Origin of the sequence: Kitasatospora sp. NPDC058444, assembly GCF_042721415.1 — a bacterium.
Taxonomy (GTDB): domain Bacteria; phylum Actinomycetota; class Actinomycetes; order Streptomycetales; family Streptomycetaceae; genus Kitasatospora.
In genome coordinates this window covers 202,234-218,039 of the sequence record NZ_JBHXLL010000003.1, presented here as the reverse complement: position 1 = coordinate 218,039, position 15,806 = coordinate 202,234, and the positions used below count along the sequence as shown (strand labels likewise).

Here is a 15,806-nt window from a genome sequence, read left to right as displayed (position 1 = left end):
GGTCTTCCAGATGCCCGAACGCTCAGGGCCGGGTTTCCGGCGCAGGGTAGGCCCGCCCTCCAGGCGGGCGCGGGTGGCCCTGCTGACCGTGGGCGTGCTCGCGGTGCTCTTCCTGCTGTTCGTCATGTTCGCGGGCTTCTGGACGGACTGGCTGTGGTTCAAGTCGGTCCACTTCTCCTCGGTGTTCACCACCCAGCTGTGGACGAAGATCGGCCTGTTCGCGGTGTTCGGGCTGCTGATGGCGATGATCGTCGGCTTCAACATCTGGCTGGCGCACCGGCTGCGGCCGCCGCTGTCGGCGATGTCGGTGGAGCAGCAGAGCCTGGACCGCTACCGGGCGGGCCTGGCGCCGTTCAAGCGCTGGGCGCTGATCGGCATCTCGCTGGTGATCGGCCTGGTGGCCGGCGCCGCGGCCTCCGGGCAGTGGCGGACCTGGCTGATGTGGACGAACTCGACCTCCTTCGGTGAGAAGGACGCCCAGTTCGGCATGGACGTCTCGTTCTACGCCTTCGACCTGCCGTTCTACGAGTTCGTGCTGGGCTTCGCGTTCAGCGCGGTGATCGTCTCGCTGCTGACCTCGGCGCTGGTGCACTACCTGTACGGCGGGCTGCGGCTGCAGGGCCCGGGCCGCCGGGCGAGCGTGGGCGCGCAGGGGCACCTGGCGGTGCTGCTGGGCGTGTTCGTGCTGCTGAAGGCCGTCGCGTACTGGCTGGACCGGTACGCGCTGGCGGTGAAGACCGGTTCGTACAAGGGCGTTTCCGGGTGGACGGGCCTGCGGTACGTGGACGCCAACGCGTTCCTGCCGGCCAAGACCATCCTGTTCTTCGTCGCGATCATCTGCGCGGTGCTGTTCTTCCTGACCCCGATCCGCCGCACCTGGGCCCCGGCCCTGATCGGTCTGGGGCTGATGGTGCTGTCGGCGGTGCTGATCGGCGGGCTGTACCCGGCGATCGTGCAGCAGTTCCAGGTCAAGCCGAACGAGCAGGCCAAGGAGACGCCGTACATCCAGAAGAACATCGACGCCACCCGCCAGGCGTACGGGATCGCGGACGCGCAGACCACCCCGTACACCCCGCAGGGCACCACCAACGCGGAGGCGCTCAAGCCGGACGCGCAGACCGTCGGGGACATCCGGCTGCTGGACCCGAACGTCGTCTCGCCGGCGTTCCAGTCGCTGGAGCAGCAGCGCAACTACTACGCCTTCCCGAACACGCTGGACGTGGACCGCTACGGCACCGGGCAGGACAAGCAGGACAGCGTGATCGGCCTGCGCGAGCTCGACCTCAACGGCGTGCAGCGCAACTGGATCAACGACCACTTCAAGTACACCCACGGCTACGGCGCGGTGGCGGCCAAGGGCAACCAGGTCGACGACAAGGGCCAGCCGGTGTTCACCGAGTCGGGCCTGCCGGCCACCGGCACGCTGGGCGACTACCAGCAGCGGATCTACTACGGCGAGAAGACCACCACGTACTCGATCGTCGGCGGCGCGAACAAGGAGATCGACTACACCGATCCCAAGACCGGCCAGAACGCCGAGTACACCTACACCGGTGGCAGCGGGGTCTCGCTGGACAACCCGCTGACCCGGGCCGCGTACGCGGTGCGCTTCGCCGAGCCGCAGATCCTCTACGCGGGGGCGATCACCGACGGCGCGAAGGTGATCTACAACCGGACGCCCAAGGAGCGGGTGGAGAAGGTCGCGCCGTGGCTGTCGATCGACGCCGACCCGTACCCGGTGGTGGAGGACGGCCGGGTGCTGTGGGTGCTGGACGGCTACACCACCTCGGACGGCTTCCCGTTCTCCTCGAAGACGACGCTGGGCGCCGCCACCAAGGACTCGCTGACCAACCAGCGCGGTGAGCTGCTGAGCGCCGCCAACCAGGTCAACTACATCCGCAACTCGGTCAAGGCCACGGTGGACGCCTACACCGGCGAGGTGAAGCTCTACCAGTGGGACGACAAGGACCCGGTCCTGAAGACCTGGATGAAGGCCTTCCCCGGCACCGTCGAGTCCAAGGCGGACATCCCGCAGAGCCTGCTGCCGCACCTGCGCTACCCGCAGGACATGTTCAAGGTGCAGCGCGACCTGCTCGGCCAGTACCACGTCACCGACGCCAACTCCTTCTTCAACGGCAGTGACATCTGGCAGGTCCCGGTGGACCCGACCAGCGACACCAAGCAGGTCCAGCCGCCGTACTACGTGACGGTGCGGATGCCGGACACCACCACCGCGAGCTTCTCGCTCACCAGCACCTTCGTGCCCAACCAGCGGCCCAACCTGGCGGCCTTCATGGCCGTCAACGCGGACCCGGGCGAGGACTACGGGAAGATCCGCATCCTGAAGATGACGGGCGAGAGCGGCGCCCCCGGCCCCGGCCTGGTGCAGTCGAAGTTCAACTCCCGCCAGGAGGTGGCCTCGCAGATCTTCGCCCTGAAGAGCGGCGGGGACGCGGAGCTGGAGTACGGCAACCTGCTGACCCTGCCGGTCGGCGGCGGACTGCTCAACATCGAGCCGGTGTACGTGCGCGGCCGCGGCGCCAAGTACCCGACGATGCAGAAGGTCCTGGCGGTGTACGGGGACGACAACGTGGCGTTCGAGGACACCCTGGAGGCCGCGCTGAAGAAGGTGTTCGGCGGGGCGCCCCCGTCGACCACCCCGACCGCGCCGTCCAACCCGGGCACCGGGACGGCCCCGAACACCCCGACGACGCCCACCACGCCGGCACCGGGCGGGACGGTCTCGCCGGAGCTCCAGAAGGCGATCTCGGACGCGCAGAAGGCGTACAACGACAGCCAGGTCGCGATCAAGAACGGCGACTGGGCGGCCTACGGCACCGCCCAGAAGGCGCTCGGCGACGCCCTGAAGGCCATCGCGGCGGCCGGCGGCGGCACCCCGGCGCCCGCCCCGGGCGGCACTCCGGCCCCGGGTGCCACGAGCGGCGGCTCGCCCAGCCCGCAGCCGTAGCCAGGGCCCTGGCTACGGCCCTGGCCCTGGCCCTGGCCCTGGCCAAGGCCGTGGCCCGCAGCCCGGCCCGCTGAGCTGCGGCAACCGTTTTCCGTTCCACCCCGCGTCCGTGCTATGGTTCAACCACCGACGCGGGGTGGAGCAGCTCGGTAGCTCGCTGGGCTCATAACCCAGAGGTCGCAGGTTCAAATCCTGTCCCCGCTACAAAGGCCAGAGGCCCGGAGGATCCTTCCTCCGGGCCTCTGGTGTTTCCCGTCCCGCCCGCCCGGAGGCGCGCCGTTCTCGCCCGGAAGCGGCGGGAACCGCTCCGGTACTATCGACCGTCGCCAAGGACGACGGCAGCGGGGTTTGTGGGGTTGAAGTGTCGGGAAATCGACAAAGCGCCGAAGCAATTTCGTCGGCTTCGGGTCAGCCCCGCCGGAATTCGGCCGGGGCAGGTGTACGCGGGTACTGGGTGATGCGACGATGGGACACATGGGGGACGGTGCACGGCCGCTGACCGGCCGTCGGGTCCGGCGCCTTCCCCAGGAGTCCTCCCGGCCGCACGCCGGGGCGCGATGCCGCGACACTCTGGGGGAGCGGGAGTCGGCATGAGGCTGATCGGCAAGTCAGGCGCCAAGTCCGCAGCGGCCGTCGAGGCGGACACCGATGCCTGGGCGGAGAGCCCCGAGAGCACCGCCGCCCACCCCGGAGCCCTGCCCGCCCAGCGCACCAGCGGACTGTCCGAACGCCCCCCGACCGCGGGCTACGGGCCCGACAGCCTGGTCCACGTGTCGACCCGTCAGTTCGCCGCCGCCGTCGGCGCGTACGGCGGGCCCTCCGGCGGGGAGCCGGCCGCCGGCGCCGCGCTCGACCCGGCCGGCCTCGACCCGACCAGCTTCGAGACCGCCCTCGCCGCCCGCGAGTCCGCCGCGCTGGAGGCCCGCCACCGGCAGGCCGCCGACGGCGGCGACCCGGACGCCGCCTGCCGGCTCGGCACCCTGCTGCTGCGCCGCGGCGAACTGGAGGACGCCGAGCCCTACCTGCGCGCGGCCGCGGCCGCCGGGGTGCGCGCCGCCGCCAACAACCTCGGCGTGCTGCTGCACCAGCAGGGCCACCGGGCCGAGGCCGGCCAGTGGTGGCGCCAGGCCGCCGTGGCCGGCAGCGCGCCGGCCGCGCACGCGCTCGGGCTGCAACTGCGCGACCAGGGCGAGGAGGAGGCCGCCGAGTACTGGCTGCACTACGCCGCCGACCACGGCCACCCGCTGGGCGCGTACGCCCTGGGCGACCTGATGGAGCACCGGCGGGACGTGCGCGCCGAGCGCTGGTTCAAGGTCTCCGCCGACGCCGGGCACCGGGAGGCCTCCTACCGGCTGGCCCGGATGCGCGAGGCCGCCGGGGACAAGGAGACCGCCGAGACCTGGTACCGCACCGCCGCCGCGCGCAGCCACGCCCGCGCCGCGCTGCGCCTGGGCGTGCTGCTGGAGGAGCGCTCCCGCACCGACCAGTCGCTGCTGGAGGAGGCGGCCCGCTGGTACCGGCAGGCCGCGCAGAACGGGGAACCGCGCGCGGCCTGCGCGCTGGGCTTCCTGCTGCGCGACTCCGGGGACCTGGCGGCCGCCGCCGAGTGGTGGCAGGAGGCCGCCGAGGCCGGGGACGGCAACGCCGCCAACGCACTGGGCGCGCTGCACGCGAGCCGCGGCGAGGCCGCCGCGGCCGAACGCTGGTACCGCGCCGCCCTGGACGCGGGCGACCAGAACGGCGCCTTCAACCTCGGCCTGCTCTGCGCCGGGACGGGCCGTGAGCAGCAGGCCGAGCAGTGGTACCGCCGGGCCGCGTACGCCGGGCACCGGGAGGCCTGCAACGCGCTGGCGGTGGTGCTGCTGCAGCGCGGCGACGAGTCCGGCGCCCAGCCCTGGTTCTCCAAGGCGGCCGAGGCCGGCAGCGTGGACGGCGCGTTCAACCTCGGCGTGCTGCACGCCGGTCGCGGTGAGCAGCGGCAGGCCCAGGAGTGGTACGCGCGGGCCGCGGCCGAGGGGCACGGCGAGGCGGCCCTGCAGCTCGCGGTCGTCCAGGAGCAGCGCGGCAACCTGGCCGGGGCGCTGGAGCGCTACCGGCAGGCGGCGGCCGGCGGTTCGGCCGAGGGCGCGTTCCGGCTGGCCTCGCTGCTGGACCGGCGCGGGGACGCGGACGCCGAGGCCGAGCACTGGTACGCGGTGGCCGCCGACGCCGGGCACCGCCGGGCGCAGGTGCGGATGGGCGTGCGGGCGGCCGAGCGCGGGGCGCTGGAGATCGCGGAGAGCTGGTACCGGCGGGCCGCCGAGGCGGGCAGCCGCAGCGCCGCGTTCAACCTGGGGCTGCTGCTGGCCCGGCAGGACAGCGAGGCCGAGGCGATGCTCTGGTACACCCGGGCCGCCGATGCCGGGCACGGCCGGGCGGCGCTGCGCCTGGCGCTGCTGGCGCTGCGCCGGGGGGAGCCGATGCAGGCGGAGAACTGGTGCCGGCGGGCGATCGACTCCGGGCCGGCCGAGGTGGCCGAGCGGGCCGGGCGGCTGCTGGGCGCGCTGAGCGCCGAGTTGAGCGCGTAGCCCCGATCAGTGCGACTCCCTGATCGGTGTGAATCCCTGGTCAGGGGCGGCAGTTCGGGCACAGGCCGCGGTAGGTGACCTCGGCGGCGGTGACGGCGAAGCCGAAGCGTTCGGCGGCGGGGAGGGCGGCGAGCGGGTCGCCCTGCGGGTGGACGTCGCGGATCGCGCCGCAGCCCGAGCAGATCAGGTGCTGGTGGGCGCGGTGCGCGTTGGGGTCGTAGCGCTTGGCGCGGCCGTCGGTGGCGACCTCCAGGACCTCGCCGAGGGTGACGAGTTCGCCGAGCGTGTTGTAGACGGTGGCGCGGCTGATCTCCGGCAGCCGGGCCGCCGCGCGGGCGTGCACCTCGTCGGCGGTGAGGTGCACGTGCTCGCCGTCCAGGACCTCGGCCACGACCCGGCGTTGCGAGGTCAGCCGCCAGCCCCGTGCGCGCAGTCTCTCCAGCAGGTCGCTCATGGCATCCAGAGTAGGTCAAGCTCCGAGATTGGTTCCAGTGTTGACTTGGACAAAGTCCAAGTTAGGATCGTGTCATCACGACCGGACACCGCGGAGGCACTCCCATGACGACCCAGGACGAGCAGCGCCCGACCCTGACCACGGAGGCGGGTGCCCCCGTCGCCGACAACCAGAACACCGAGACGGCGGGCCTCGGAGGCCCGGCGCTCATCCAGGACCAGCTGCTGTTCGAGAAGCTCGCGCACTTCAACCGCGAGCGCATCCCGGAGCGCGTGGTGCACGCCCGCGGCGCCGGCGCGTACGGTACCTTCACCGTGACCGCCGACGTGACGCCCTGGACCCGGGCGGCCTTCCTGTCCGGGATCGGCAAGCAGACCGAGGTCTTCCTGCGCTTCTCCACCGTGGCGGGCAACCTCGGCGCCGCCGACGCGGTGCGCGACCCGCGCGGCTTCGCGCTGAAGTTCTACACCGAGGACGGCAACTACGACCTCGTCGGCAACAACACCCCGGTGTTCTTCATCAAGGACGCCCTCAAGTTCCCCGACTTCATCCACACCCAGAAGCGCGACCCGTACACCGGCTCGCAGGAGGCGGACAACGTCTGGGACTTCTGGGGCCTGTCGCCCGAGGCCACCCACCAGGTGACCTGGCTGTTCGGCGACCGCGGCATCCCGGCCTCGTACCGGCACATGAACGGCTACGGCTCGCACACCTACCAGTGGCAGAACGAGGCCGGCGAGCACTTCTGGGTCAAGTACCACTTCAAGACCGACCAGGGCATCCGCAGCCTCACCCAGGCCGAGGCCAACACCCTCGCCGGCGAGGACCCGGACAGCCACCAGCGCGACCTGCGCCAGTCGATCGAGCGCGGCGAGTTCCCCAGCTGGACGGTGCAGGTCCAGATCATGCCGGCGGCCGACGCGGCGAACTACCGCTTCAACCCCTTCGACCTCACCAAGGTCTGGCCGCACGCCGACTACCCGCCGATCGAGATCGGGAAGCTGGAGCTCAACCGCAACCCCGACAACGTCTTCGCCGAGGTCGAGCAGTCGGTGTTCTCCCCGTCGCACTTCGTGCCCGGCATCGGCCCGTCCCCGGACAAGATGCTCCAGGGCCGCCTGTTCGCGTACGCCGACGCCCACCGCTACCGGGTCGGCATCAACGCCGACCACCTGCCGGTGAACCGTCCGCACGCCACCGAGGCCCGCACCAACAGCCGGGACGGCCACCTTTACGACGGCCGCCACGGCCGGCAGAAGAACTACGAGCCGAACAGCTTCGGCGGCCCGGTGCAGACCGGCCGCCCGCTGTGGGCCGCGACCGCCGTCGACGGCCTCACCGGCACCCACGCCGCGCCCTCGCACGCCGAGGACGACGACTTCGTGCAGGCCGGCAACCTGTACCGGCTGCTCTCCGAGGATGAGAAGCAGCGCCTGATCGGCAACCTGTCGGGCTTCATCGCCAAGGTCTCCGCCGACCGCGAGGACATCGTGGAGCGGGCGGTCGACAACTTCCGCAAGGCCGACGCCGACTTCGGGCAGCGGCTGGACGCGGCCGTCCGGGAGCTGCGCAAGCAGTAGCCGCGGACCGGGCAGGACGGCGGCCCCTTGACCAGCTCCCACTGGTCAAGGGGCCGCGACCACGTTCGGATGGCGACGCTGCTCAGGCCGCGACCACGTTCGGGCCGCGACCGCGCTCAGACGGAGAGCCGGCGCAGGGCCTCCTCGTGCAGCAGGCCGTTGGAGGCGACGGCGTCGGCGCCGCCGGGGCCGGGGACGCCGTCCAGGCCGGTGAAGCGCCCGCCCGCCTCCTCGACGATGATGCAGTTGGCCGCCATGTCCCACAGCGACAGCTCGGGCTCGGCGGCGATGTCGACGGCGCCCTCGGCGATCATCATGTAGGACCAGAAGTCGCCGTACGCGCGGGTGCGCCAGCAGGCGCGGGTGAGGTCCAGGAACGGGTCGAGGCGGCCGCGCTCCTCCCAGCCGCTGAGCGAGGAGTAGGAGAAGGACGCGTCCTCGATCCGGGAGACCCCGGAGACCCGCAGCCGGGAGGCCTTGGACAGGCTGCGGCCGCCGAACGCGCCCAGGCCCTTGGCCGCCCACCAGCGGCGCTGCAACGCGGGGGCGGAGACGATGCCGACCACCGGGCGCTCGACGCCGTCCGGGCCGTCCTCCAGCAGGGCGATCAGGGTGGCCCAGACCGGGACGCCCCGGATGTAGTTCTTGGTGCCGTCGATCGGGTCGATCACCCAGCGGCGCGGGCCCGAGCCCTGGAGGCCGAACTCCTCGCCGAGGACGGCGTCGCGCGGACGGGCGCGCTGGAGCACGCTGCGCACGAGCTCCTCGGCGGCCTTGTCGGCGTCGCTCACCGGGGTCAGGTCGGGCTTGGTCTCGATCTTCAGGTCGAGCGCGCGGAAGCGCTCCAGGGTGACCGAGTCGGCCGAGTCGGCGAGGACATGGGCGAGTCGGAGGTCGTCGTGGTAATCGGCCATGTCCGAAACCCTAGCGAGCCCGCCCCGATCGGCACAGCCGGGCTCGCGGAGCGGACGCAGCGGACGGAGGCGGACGGAGCGGACGCAGCGGGGACGGGCGCGCGCCCGCCCGGTGTGCGGTGCCGCTCAGTGGCTCGTGCCGCTGAGCTGGAGGCCGATGACGCCGGCGATCACCAGCGAGATCGAGACCAGCTTGAGCACCGAGGTGCTCTCGCCCAGGAAGAGCATGCCGTAGATCGCGGTGCCGGCCGCGCCGATGCCCGTCCACACCGCGTAGGCGGGGCCGACCGGCAGGGTCTTCAGCGAGAGGGTGAGCAGGCCGAAGCTGCCGAGGGCGAACACGCAGAAGCTGATGGTGGGCCAGAGCTTCGTGAAGCCCTCGCTGAGCTTGAGGTTGATCGCGAAGCCGGTCTCCAGCAGGCCGGCCAGGACCACCAGGGCCCATGCCATCCGTGCCCTCCCTGTCGATCGACGGTCGGACCGCGTATGGGCCGACTTTCCTATGATCGCCAGGTGGGCCCGCTCCGACACCTCGAACGGGCCACCAACCCCGGGCCGGGGCGGACGGCGGCCGGTTTCAGTCGGCCTCGCCCTCCTTGCTGGCCAGCAGACGGCGCAGCGAGTAGAGCCGGGCCGCCTCGGCGTGGCCCTCGGCGACCCAGGCGTCCAGCGCGCAGTCCTGCTCGTCGTGGCTGCACGCGCGCGGGCAGTCGACGGTGCCGGGCTCCAGGTCGGGGAAGGCGTGGATGACCCGGGACGGGTCGATGTGCGAGAGGCCGAAGGAGCGGAAGCCGGGGGTGTCGATCACCCAGCCGGGGTTCAGCGCCTTCTTCGAGCCCGCCTTGGCGCCGGGCGGCGGGGGCAGCCGCAGCGCCAGCGCGGAGACGGTGGTGTGCCGGCCGCGGCCGGTGACGGCGTTGACCCGGCCGGTCTGCCGCTGGCGGTCCGGGACGAGCGCGTTGACCAGGGTGGTCTTGCCGACGCCGGAGTGGCCGATGAACACCGTGGACAGGCCGCGCAGGTGCTCCCGGACGGCCTCGGCGCCGGTGGTCTCCAGCTCGTCGCGGCGGGTGACCACGTACGTGATGCCCAGCGGGGCGTAGGAGTCCAGCAGGGTCGCGGCCGGGGCGAGGTCCGACTTGGTGAGCACCAGCAGCGGCTCCATGCCCGCGTCGTAGGCCGCCACCAGGCAGCGGTCGATCAGCCGGGGGCGCGGCTCCGGGTCGGCCAGGGCGGTGACGATGGCCAGCTGCTCGGCGTTGGCGACCACGATCCGCTCGTACGGGTCGTCGTCGTCCGCGGTGCGTCGCAGCACCGAGGTGCGCTCCTCGACCCGGACGATCCGGGCGAGGGTGTCGGCGTCCCCGGAGAGGTCGCCGACCAGGTTGACCACGTCGCCGACGACGACGCCCTTGCGGCCCAGCTCGCGGGCCTTCATGGCGACGACCTCGCGCTCCTGCTTCGTCCCCGGGTCGATCAGACAGGTGATCCGGCCGCGGTCGACGGTCAGCACCATCGCCTCGGCGGCGTCCTCGTGCTTGGGCCGGATCCGGGTCCGCGGCCGGGAACCCCGGCGGGCGGGGCGGTTGCGGATGTCGTCCTCGTCGGCGTCCTTGCCGTAGCGGCGCATGTGCTCAGTCTCCGCTCAGACGCCCGCCGCCGCGTCGCCGAGCAGCTCGGACCACATCCCGGGGAAGTCGGGCAGGGTCTTGGCGGTGGTGGCGACGTTCTCGACCTCGACGCCGGGCACGGCGAGGCCGAGCACGGCGGCGGCGGTGGCGAGGCGGTGGTCCTCGTAGGTGTGGAAGATGCCGCCGTGCAGCGGGCGCGGGCGGATCCGCAGGCCGTCCTCGGTCTCGGTGACGTCCCCGCCCAGGTCGTTGATCTCCTTGACGAGCGCGGCGAGCCGGTCGGTCTCGTGCAGGCGCAGGTGGGCGATGCCGTACAGGTGGGACTCGGAGTCGGCCAGCGCGGCGACGGCGGCGATCACCGGGGTGAGCTCGCCGACGTCGTGCAGGTCGGCCTCGATGCCGTGGATCCGGCCGGTGCCGGTGAACTGCAGGCCCTCGTCGGTGAACTCGCAGGAGCCACCCATCCGGGTGTAGATCTCGCGCAGCTGGTCGCCGGGCTGGGTGGTCTGCTTGGGCCAGTCCCGCACGGTGACCCGGCCGCCGGTGACCAGGGCGGCGGCGAAGAACGGCGCGGCGTTGGAGAGGTCCGGCTCGACCACCAGGTCGCGGCCGAGCAGGGCGCCGGGGGTGACCCGCCAGACGTCCTTCTCGCCGCCGTCCTCGGGGGCGTCGACCTGGGCGCCGGCCAGGCGCAGCATCGCCACGGTCATCCGGATGTGCGGCAGCGACGGGACCGGGCCGCCGACGTGGCGGACCTCGATGCCGTGGTTGTAGCGGGCCCCGGAGAGCAGCAGGGCGGAGATGAACTGGGACGAGGAGGAGGCGTCCAGCTCGACCGGGCCGCCGTCCAGCGAGCCGGTGCCGTGCACGGTGAGCGGGAAGGCGCCGCGCCCGCCGTCCTCGATCCGGGCGCCGAGCGCGCGCAGGGCGTTGATCACGCCGTGCTGGGGGCGCTCGTGGCAGCGCGGGTCGCCGTCGAAGTGCACCGGGCCGTCGGCGAGGACGGCGAGCGGGGGCAGGAAGCGCATGACCGTGCCGGCGTTGCCGACGTCGACGGAGGCGGGGCCGAGCAGCGCGGGGGCGGGGATGACCCGCCAGGCCTCGCCGCCGCCGATGCCGCCGGAGTCGTTGTTGACCGTCTCCTCGATGGTGACCCCGAGGGCGCGCAGGCCGTCGGCCATCAGCTGGGAGTCGCGGCTGCGCAGCGGGCGCCGCACCCAGCCCGGCCCGTCGGCGAGTGCCGCCAGCACCAGGGCCCGGTTGGTGACCGACTTGGAGCCGGGGATGGTGATGGTGGCGTCGACGGGGCTGGTCGCGACGGGGGCGGGCCACAGGGTCTCGGTCATGGGGCAAGTCTAGGGGCCGTGGACGAACCCCCCGCGTCGGTCGCGGCGGCGGGACGGTCCGGACGCGGGCGCCGGCCGGCTAGGAGAGCGGCTGGAGCAGCCAGGCGGCGCCGAGGGCGAGGCAGGCGAGGGCGACGAGCAGGAAGACGGTGACCCAGGCGAGGGCGGGGACGTGGGTGAGCCGGGCGAGCTGGTCGGCGTCGGAGTCGCGGGCCCAGCCGGTCCGGCGCTGGTGCTGGAGCTCCAGGACGGGGCGGACGGCGCCGAAGAGCAGGAACCAGCAGCCGAGGTAGGCGAAGCCGGCCTGGACCGCGGCGCTGCCGAACCAGGAGACCAGGAAGAAGGCGCCGCCGGCGACCAGCACGCTGAGGAAGCCGAAGGCGTTGCGGATGCGCAGCAGCAGGGCGAGCAGCAGCACGATCGCCAGCCAGAGCAGCAGGGTGATCCGGTCGGCGGCGAGCAGGGCGGCGCAGCCGAGGCCGAGCAGGGCGGGGGCGGTGTAGCCGGCGGCGGTGGTGAGGACCATGCCGGGGCCGGTGGGGCGGCCGTAGGAGAGGGTGAGTCCGGAGGTGTCCGAGTGCAGCCGGATGCCGGTCAGTTTGCGGCGGGTGGCGAGGGCGGCGAGGCCGTGGCCGCCCTCGTGGGCGATGGTCACGGCGTTGCGGGCGACGTGCCAGAGCGGGCGGGCCAGGACGGTGAGCAGGGCGGCGGCCGCGGTGGCCAGGACCAGCCAGCCGGGTGGGGCGCTCTGGGTGCCGGTCACCTGGTTCCACAGGTCGCCGAGGGTGTGGTGGTTCGCGTTCATCGGGGTCTCTCCGCCTCCGTCCGCCGCGCTGGGGGGTCGCACTGGGTCGTCGTGTCGGGCCGGTGTGTCGGGTCGTCGCACTGGGGCGTCGCGCCGGGTCGTCGCGTTGGGCCGTTCGGGGCAGCCTCCCATGCGGGGACGGGTGCCGGGCCGCGGGCGGTTCTGGTCCGGGGATGAAGAGGTCCTGAGGACCGGTGGCATGGCAAGCTGGCCGCATGTGCGGTCGGTTCGCAGCCAGCAGCAAGCCCGAGGACGTCGTCGAGCTGTTCGGCGTCGAGCACTGGGATCCCGAGGAGACCCTGGACCCGAACTGGAACGTCGCGCCGACCAACAGCGCCTTCGTGGTGCTGGAGCGGCTGGGCAAGGAGCGGCCGGGGCGGGTGCGGCAGCTGCGGGTGCTGCGCTGGGGTCTGGTGCCGCAGTGGTCGAACTCGCCGGAGACGGCGGTGAAGATGATCAACGCCCGGTCGGACACGGTGCACGAGAAGCCCTCGTACCGGCAGGCCTTCGCCGCGCGCCGGTGCATCCTGCCGGTGGACGGCTACTACGAGTGGCAGACGGTGCCGGGGGAGCGCGGCAAGGCCCGCAAGAAGCCGTACTTCGTCTCCCGGGCCGACGGCACCCCGCTGGCGCTGGCCGGGCTGTACGAGTTCTGGCGCGACCGGGCGGTGCCGCCCGGGCACCCGGAGGCCTGGCTGGTCACGTTCACGATCGTCACCACGGACGCCGAGGAGGCGCTGGCGCCGATCCACGAGCGGATGCCGCTGTTCCTGGACCCGGCGGACTGGGACGAGTGGCTGGACCCGCGGCTGACCGATCCGGACGGGCTGCGCCGGCTGCTGATACCCCCGCCGCCGGGCGCGCTGCTGGCCACCCCGGTGTCGCCGGCGGTCGGCAGCATCCGCAACAACGGTCCGGAGCTCAAGGAGCCGTGGACCGAGGTCGAGTACGAGACCACCCTGTTCTGACCATGCTTGGAGTCACCGCGATGAGCACCACCGAACCGGTCCCCATCGAACCGGTCCCCACCGAAACCGAACTGGTCGTCACCGAGGCCGGGGAGGCCCGGATCAGCTACCACCGCGCCGCGAGGCCCAGGGCGGTGCTGGCGCTCGGCCACGGTGCGGGCGGCGGGATCGGGGCCCGGGACCTGGTGGCGCTGGCCGGGAGGCTGCCGGCCCGGGGGATCACCGTGGCGCTGGTCGAGCAGCCCTGGCGGGTGGCGGGCAAGCGGCTCGGCCCGGCGCCGAGGACGCTGGACCTCGGCTGGCGGCCGGTGGCCGAGCGGCTGGCCGGGCAGGGGGTGCCGCTGGTGGTGGGCGGGCGCAGCGCGGGGGCGCGGGTGGCCTGCCGGACGGGCGCGGAGACCGTGGCGGTCGGGGTGGTGGCGCTGGCGTTCCCGCTGCACCCGCCGGGCAAGCCGGAGAAGAGCCGGGCCGAGGAGCTGCTGGAGTCCGGGCTGCCGACGCTGGTGGTGCAGAGCGCGGCGGATCCGTTCGGCGGGCCGGCGGAGTTCCCGGAGCTGCCGGCGGGGCACGAGCTGGTGGCGGTGCCGTACGGCAGCCACGGGTTCGAGGTGCCCAAGCGGGCGCCGGTGGGGCAGGACGAGGTGCTGGACCTGATCTGTTCGGCGGTGGGGGACTGGGTGCTGCGGCTGGTGTGAGTCCGTGCTGCTGCTGCGAGTGCGGGAGGCAGGGAGGCTGCGAGGCAGGGAGGCTGCGAGGCCGTGGGTTCGGGCGGCCGTGCAGCCGTGAGCAGGGAGTTTCCGTTCGCTCACTCGTGCGAGTGAATGGGGCCCGGGAGCGGGAATGCGGGCGGGGCCGGTGTGGTTGTCGTGTCCGTCAGCACGAGTCACCGGTGTGAGAGGCAGGGCAGATGGGTTCGATCGCGTGCCCCGAGCGGCCTGAGGAGCGCGAGGCCACCACGGCGTTCGCTCCCTCGTGGTCGGAGTGGCTCGACGCGGGCGAGAAGCCCGTCAGCCCGATATCCTCCATTTCTGGGCGGCCCGCCGTGGGCCGTGCCCGTCATGCCGAGGAGGTGGGTCCGGTCGTCGGGACCGAGCACGAGGCCGATCCGGGCCGTGGCCCGGGCGACGCCCTGCCCGCGGGCGAGGCGCTCACCGGTGAGGAGCTGGCCGAGGCGATCGGTGAGGACACCTACCGGGTGTCGGCGGAGGAGAGCGAGGCGGCCCGGCGGGAGCGCTTCGAGCGCGATGCCCTGGGCTACCTGGATCCGATGTACTCGGCGGCGCTGCGCATGACGCGCAACCCGGCCGACGCGGAGGACCTGCTCCAGGAGGCGTTCGCCAAGGCGTACGCGTCCTTCCACCAGTTCCGCGAGGGCACCAACCTCAAGGCCTGGCTGTACCGCATCCTCACCAACACGTTCATCAACTCGTACCGCAAGAAGCAGCGGGAGCCCCAGCGCACCGCGGCGGAGGAGATCGAGGACTGGCAGCTGGCCCGGGCCGAGTCGCACATGTCGACCGGTCTGCGCTCGGCCGAGACCCAGGCGCTCGACCACCTTCCCGACAGCGATGTGAAGGACGCGCTCCAGGCCATCCCGGAGGAATTCAGGATCGCCGTCTACCTCGCGGACGTAGAAGGCTTTGCGTACAAGGAGATCGCGGACATCATGGGTACTCCCATCGGTACGGTGATGTCCCGGCTGCACCGCGGCCGCCGTCAGCTGCGCGGCATGCTGGAGGATTACGCCCGTGAGCGCGGGCTCGTCCCGGCCGGCAGCGGGGCAGGGCAGGAAGCGAAGGGCTCGGGCTCATGAGCTGCGGCGATCCGCACGAAACCGAGTGTGGCGAGGTCCTCGACCACCTCTATGAATTCCTCGACAACGAGATGCCCGAGGGCGACTGCGCAAAGTTGCGCGTCCACTTCGAGGAGTGCTCGCCCTGCCTGAAGCAGTACGGGCTGGAGCAGGCGATCAAGGCGCTGATCAAGCGCTCCTGCGGGTGCGACGACACCCCGACCGACCTGCGCAGCAAGGTGCTGGCCAGGATCGACTCGATCCGGGCCGGGCAGCGCTCGGGCGAGCAGGTGGTGGTCGCGGTGGAGACCACCGTCGAGCTGCACGCCGAGTCGGCCCGTCCGGCGCCCAGGCCGGGCGGGACGGCCGAGCAGGAGCCGACGGAGCGCCCCGGCGCGCCGGTCGAGGCCGGAGCACAGGCGGAGTAGACGACTCCTCAGGCGAACGCCTGTGCGGCGAACGTCCGTACGGCGGCCGGCCGGGCCGGTCGGCGCCGCCAGGGCGGTTCCGGCAGTTCGGGCAAGGAACACAGCGGCCCCGGGAGTACGCGCTCCCGGGGCCGCTCCCGTTCTGCTCGCGTGCGCCCTCACTCGTTCGAGTGAGTTGGCGGTGCGCCAACTGCGCCGTTGCGGCATCATGCGTCCCCATGTCCGGACGGCGGCCTATTCTCCTGACGGACACTCACCGTCGGTCCGCCCGACGCGTTGAGGCAACACGGGGTCCGTACGGCGGGGAGGTCGAGATCGCTACCGACTGTGGAGGACCGACCCTGCCGCGAGGG

General features: G+C 72.8%; 13 protein-coding genes and 1 tRNA gene. 8 read left to right on the top strand and 6 right to left on the bottom strand.

Annotated elements, in window-relative coordinates:
* Window positions 1–10 precede the first annotated feature (10 nt).
* The 3 genes from ACFWP2_RS05515 to ACFWP2_RS05505 all read left to right on the top strand — a co-directional run bounded on the left by ACFWP2_RS05515 (window position 11) and on the right by ACFWP2_RS05505 (window position 5,535).
* Window positions 11–2,968 carry a UPF0182 family protein gene (locus ACFWP2_RS05515; RefSeq protein WP_380448941.1) on the top strand — a complete coding sequence of 986 codons (2,958 nt, stop codon included), beginning with the start codon at window positions 11–13 and terminating at the stop codon, window positions 2,966–2,968.
* Between the two features lie 130 nt (window positions 2,969–3,098).
* Window positions 3,099–3,172 (top strand) — tRNA-Met (locus ACFWP2_RS05510).
* 386 nt (window positions 3,173–3,558) lie between these two features.
* Window positions 3,559–5,535: a tetratricopeptide repeat protein gene (locus tag ACFWP2_RS05505; protein WP_380448549.1), complete on the top strand. Its 1,977-nt coding sequence runs from the start codon at window positions 3,559–3,561 to the stop codon at window positions 5,533–5,535.
* A 40-nt stretch (window positions 5,536–5,575) separates the two neighbouring features.
* Here the strand turns inward: ACFWP2_RS05505 and ACFWP2_RS05500 are convergent, their stop codons facing one another.
* The gene (locus tag ACFWP2_RS05500) at window positions 5,576–5,989 is read right to left on the bottom strand and encodes a Fur family transcriptional regulator (RefSeq protein ID WP_380448547.1); all 414 of its coding nucleotides are present in this window, start codon (window positions 5,987–5,989) and stop codon (window positions 5,576–5,578) included.
* A gap of 104 nt (window positions 5,990–6,093) precedes the next feature.
* On the opposite strand from ACFWP2_RS05500, the gene ACFWP2_RS05495 reads away from it, so the two are divergent.
* On the top strand, window positions 6,094–7,569 hold the full coding sequence (locus tag ACFWP2_RS05495; protein ID WP_380448545.1) for a catalase: 1,476 nt from the start codon (window positions 6,094–6,096) through the stop codon (window positions 7,567–7,569).
* Window positions 7,570–7,685: 116 nt separating this feature from the next.
* Here the strand turns inward: ACFWP2_RS05495 and hisN are convergent, their stop codons facing one another.
* The 5 genes from hisN to ACFWP2_RS05470 form a co-directional block, all read right to left on the bottom strand.
* A complete protein-coding gene (gene hisN / locus ACFWP2_RS05490) occupies window positions 7,686–8,483 on the bottom strand; it encodes a histidinol-phosphatase (RefSeq protein ID WP_380448543.1) in 798 nt (265 codons plus the stop codon).
* A gap of 126 nt (window positions 8,484–8,609) precedes the next feature.
* Window positions 8,610–8,933, bottom strand: a complete 324-nt coding sequence (locus ACFWP2_RS05485; RefSeq protein ID WP_380448541.1) for a DMT family transporter — start codon at window positions 8,931–8,933, stop codon at window positions 8,610–8,612.
* Between the two features lie 127 nt (window positions 8,934–9,060).
* Window positions 9,061–10,113 (bottom strand): ribosome small subunit-dependent GTPase A, encoded by a 1,053-nt coding sequence (rsgA, locus tag ACFWP2_RS05480; protein WP_380448539.1) that lies wholly within the window; start codon window positions 10,111–10,113, stop codon window positions 9,061–9,063.
* Window positions 10,114–10,128: 15 nt separating this feature from the next.
* Complete coding sequence (aroA, locus tag ACFWP2_RS05475; protein WP_380448537.1) at window positions 10,129–11,460, bottom strand: 3-phosphoshikimate 1-carboxyvinyltransferase; 1,332 nt, start codon at window positions 11,458–11,460, stop codon at window positions 10,129–10,131.
* 79 nt (window positions 11,461–11,539) lie between these two features.
* On the bottom strand, window positions 11,540–12,265 hold the full coding sequence (locus ACFWP2_RS05470; RefSeq protein WP_380448535.1) for a M50 family metallopeptidase: 726 nt from the start codon (window positions 12,263–12,265) through the stop codon (window positions 11,540–11,542).
* A gap of 215 nt (window positions 12,266–12,480) precedes the next feature.
* Between ACFWP2_RS05470 and ACFWP2_RS05465 the strand changes: the two genes are divergently transcribed.
* From ACFWP2_RS05465 to rsrA, 4 genes are all read left to right on the top strand, one after another.
* The gene (locus ACFWP2_RS05465) at window positions 12,481–13,233 is read left to right on the top strand and encodes an SOS response-associated peptidase (RefSeq protein WP_380448533.1); all 753 of its coding nucleotides are present in this window, start codon (window positions 12,481–12,483) and stop codon (window positions 13,231–13,233) included.
* A gap of 20 nt (window positions 13,234–13,253) precedes the next feature.
* Window positions 13,254–13,928 carry an alpha/beta family hydrolase gene (locus tag ACFWP2_RS05460; protein WP_380448531.1) on the top strand — a complete coding sequence of 225 codons (675 nt, stop codon included), beginning with the start codon at window positions 13,254–13,256 and terminating at the stop codon, window positions 13,926–13,928.
* A 467-nt stretch (window positions 13,929–14,395) separates the two neighbouring features.
* The gene (locus ACFWP2_RS05455) at window positions 14,396–15,046 is read left to right on the top strand and encodes a sigma-70 family RNA polymerase sigma factor (RefSeq protein WP_380448939.1); all 651 of its coding nucleotides are present in this window, start codon (window positions 14,396–14,398) and stop codon (window positions 15,044–15,046) included.
* Complete coding sequence (gene rsrA / locus ACFWP2_RS05450) at window positions 15,043–15,453, top strand: mycothiol system anti-sigma-R factor (RefSeq protein WP_380448529.1); 411 nt, start codon at window positions 15,043–15,045, stop codon at window positions 15,451–15,453. The genes ACFWP2_RS05455 and rsrA overlap by 4 nt, the downstream gene beginning before the upstream one ends.
* Window positions 15,454–15,806 lie beyond the last annotated feature (353 nt).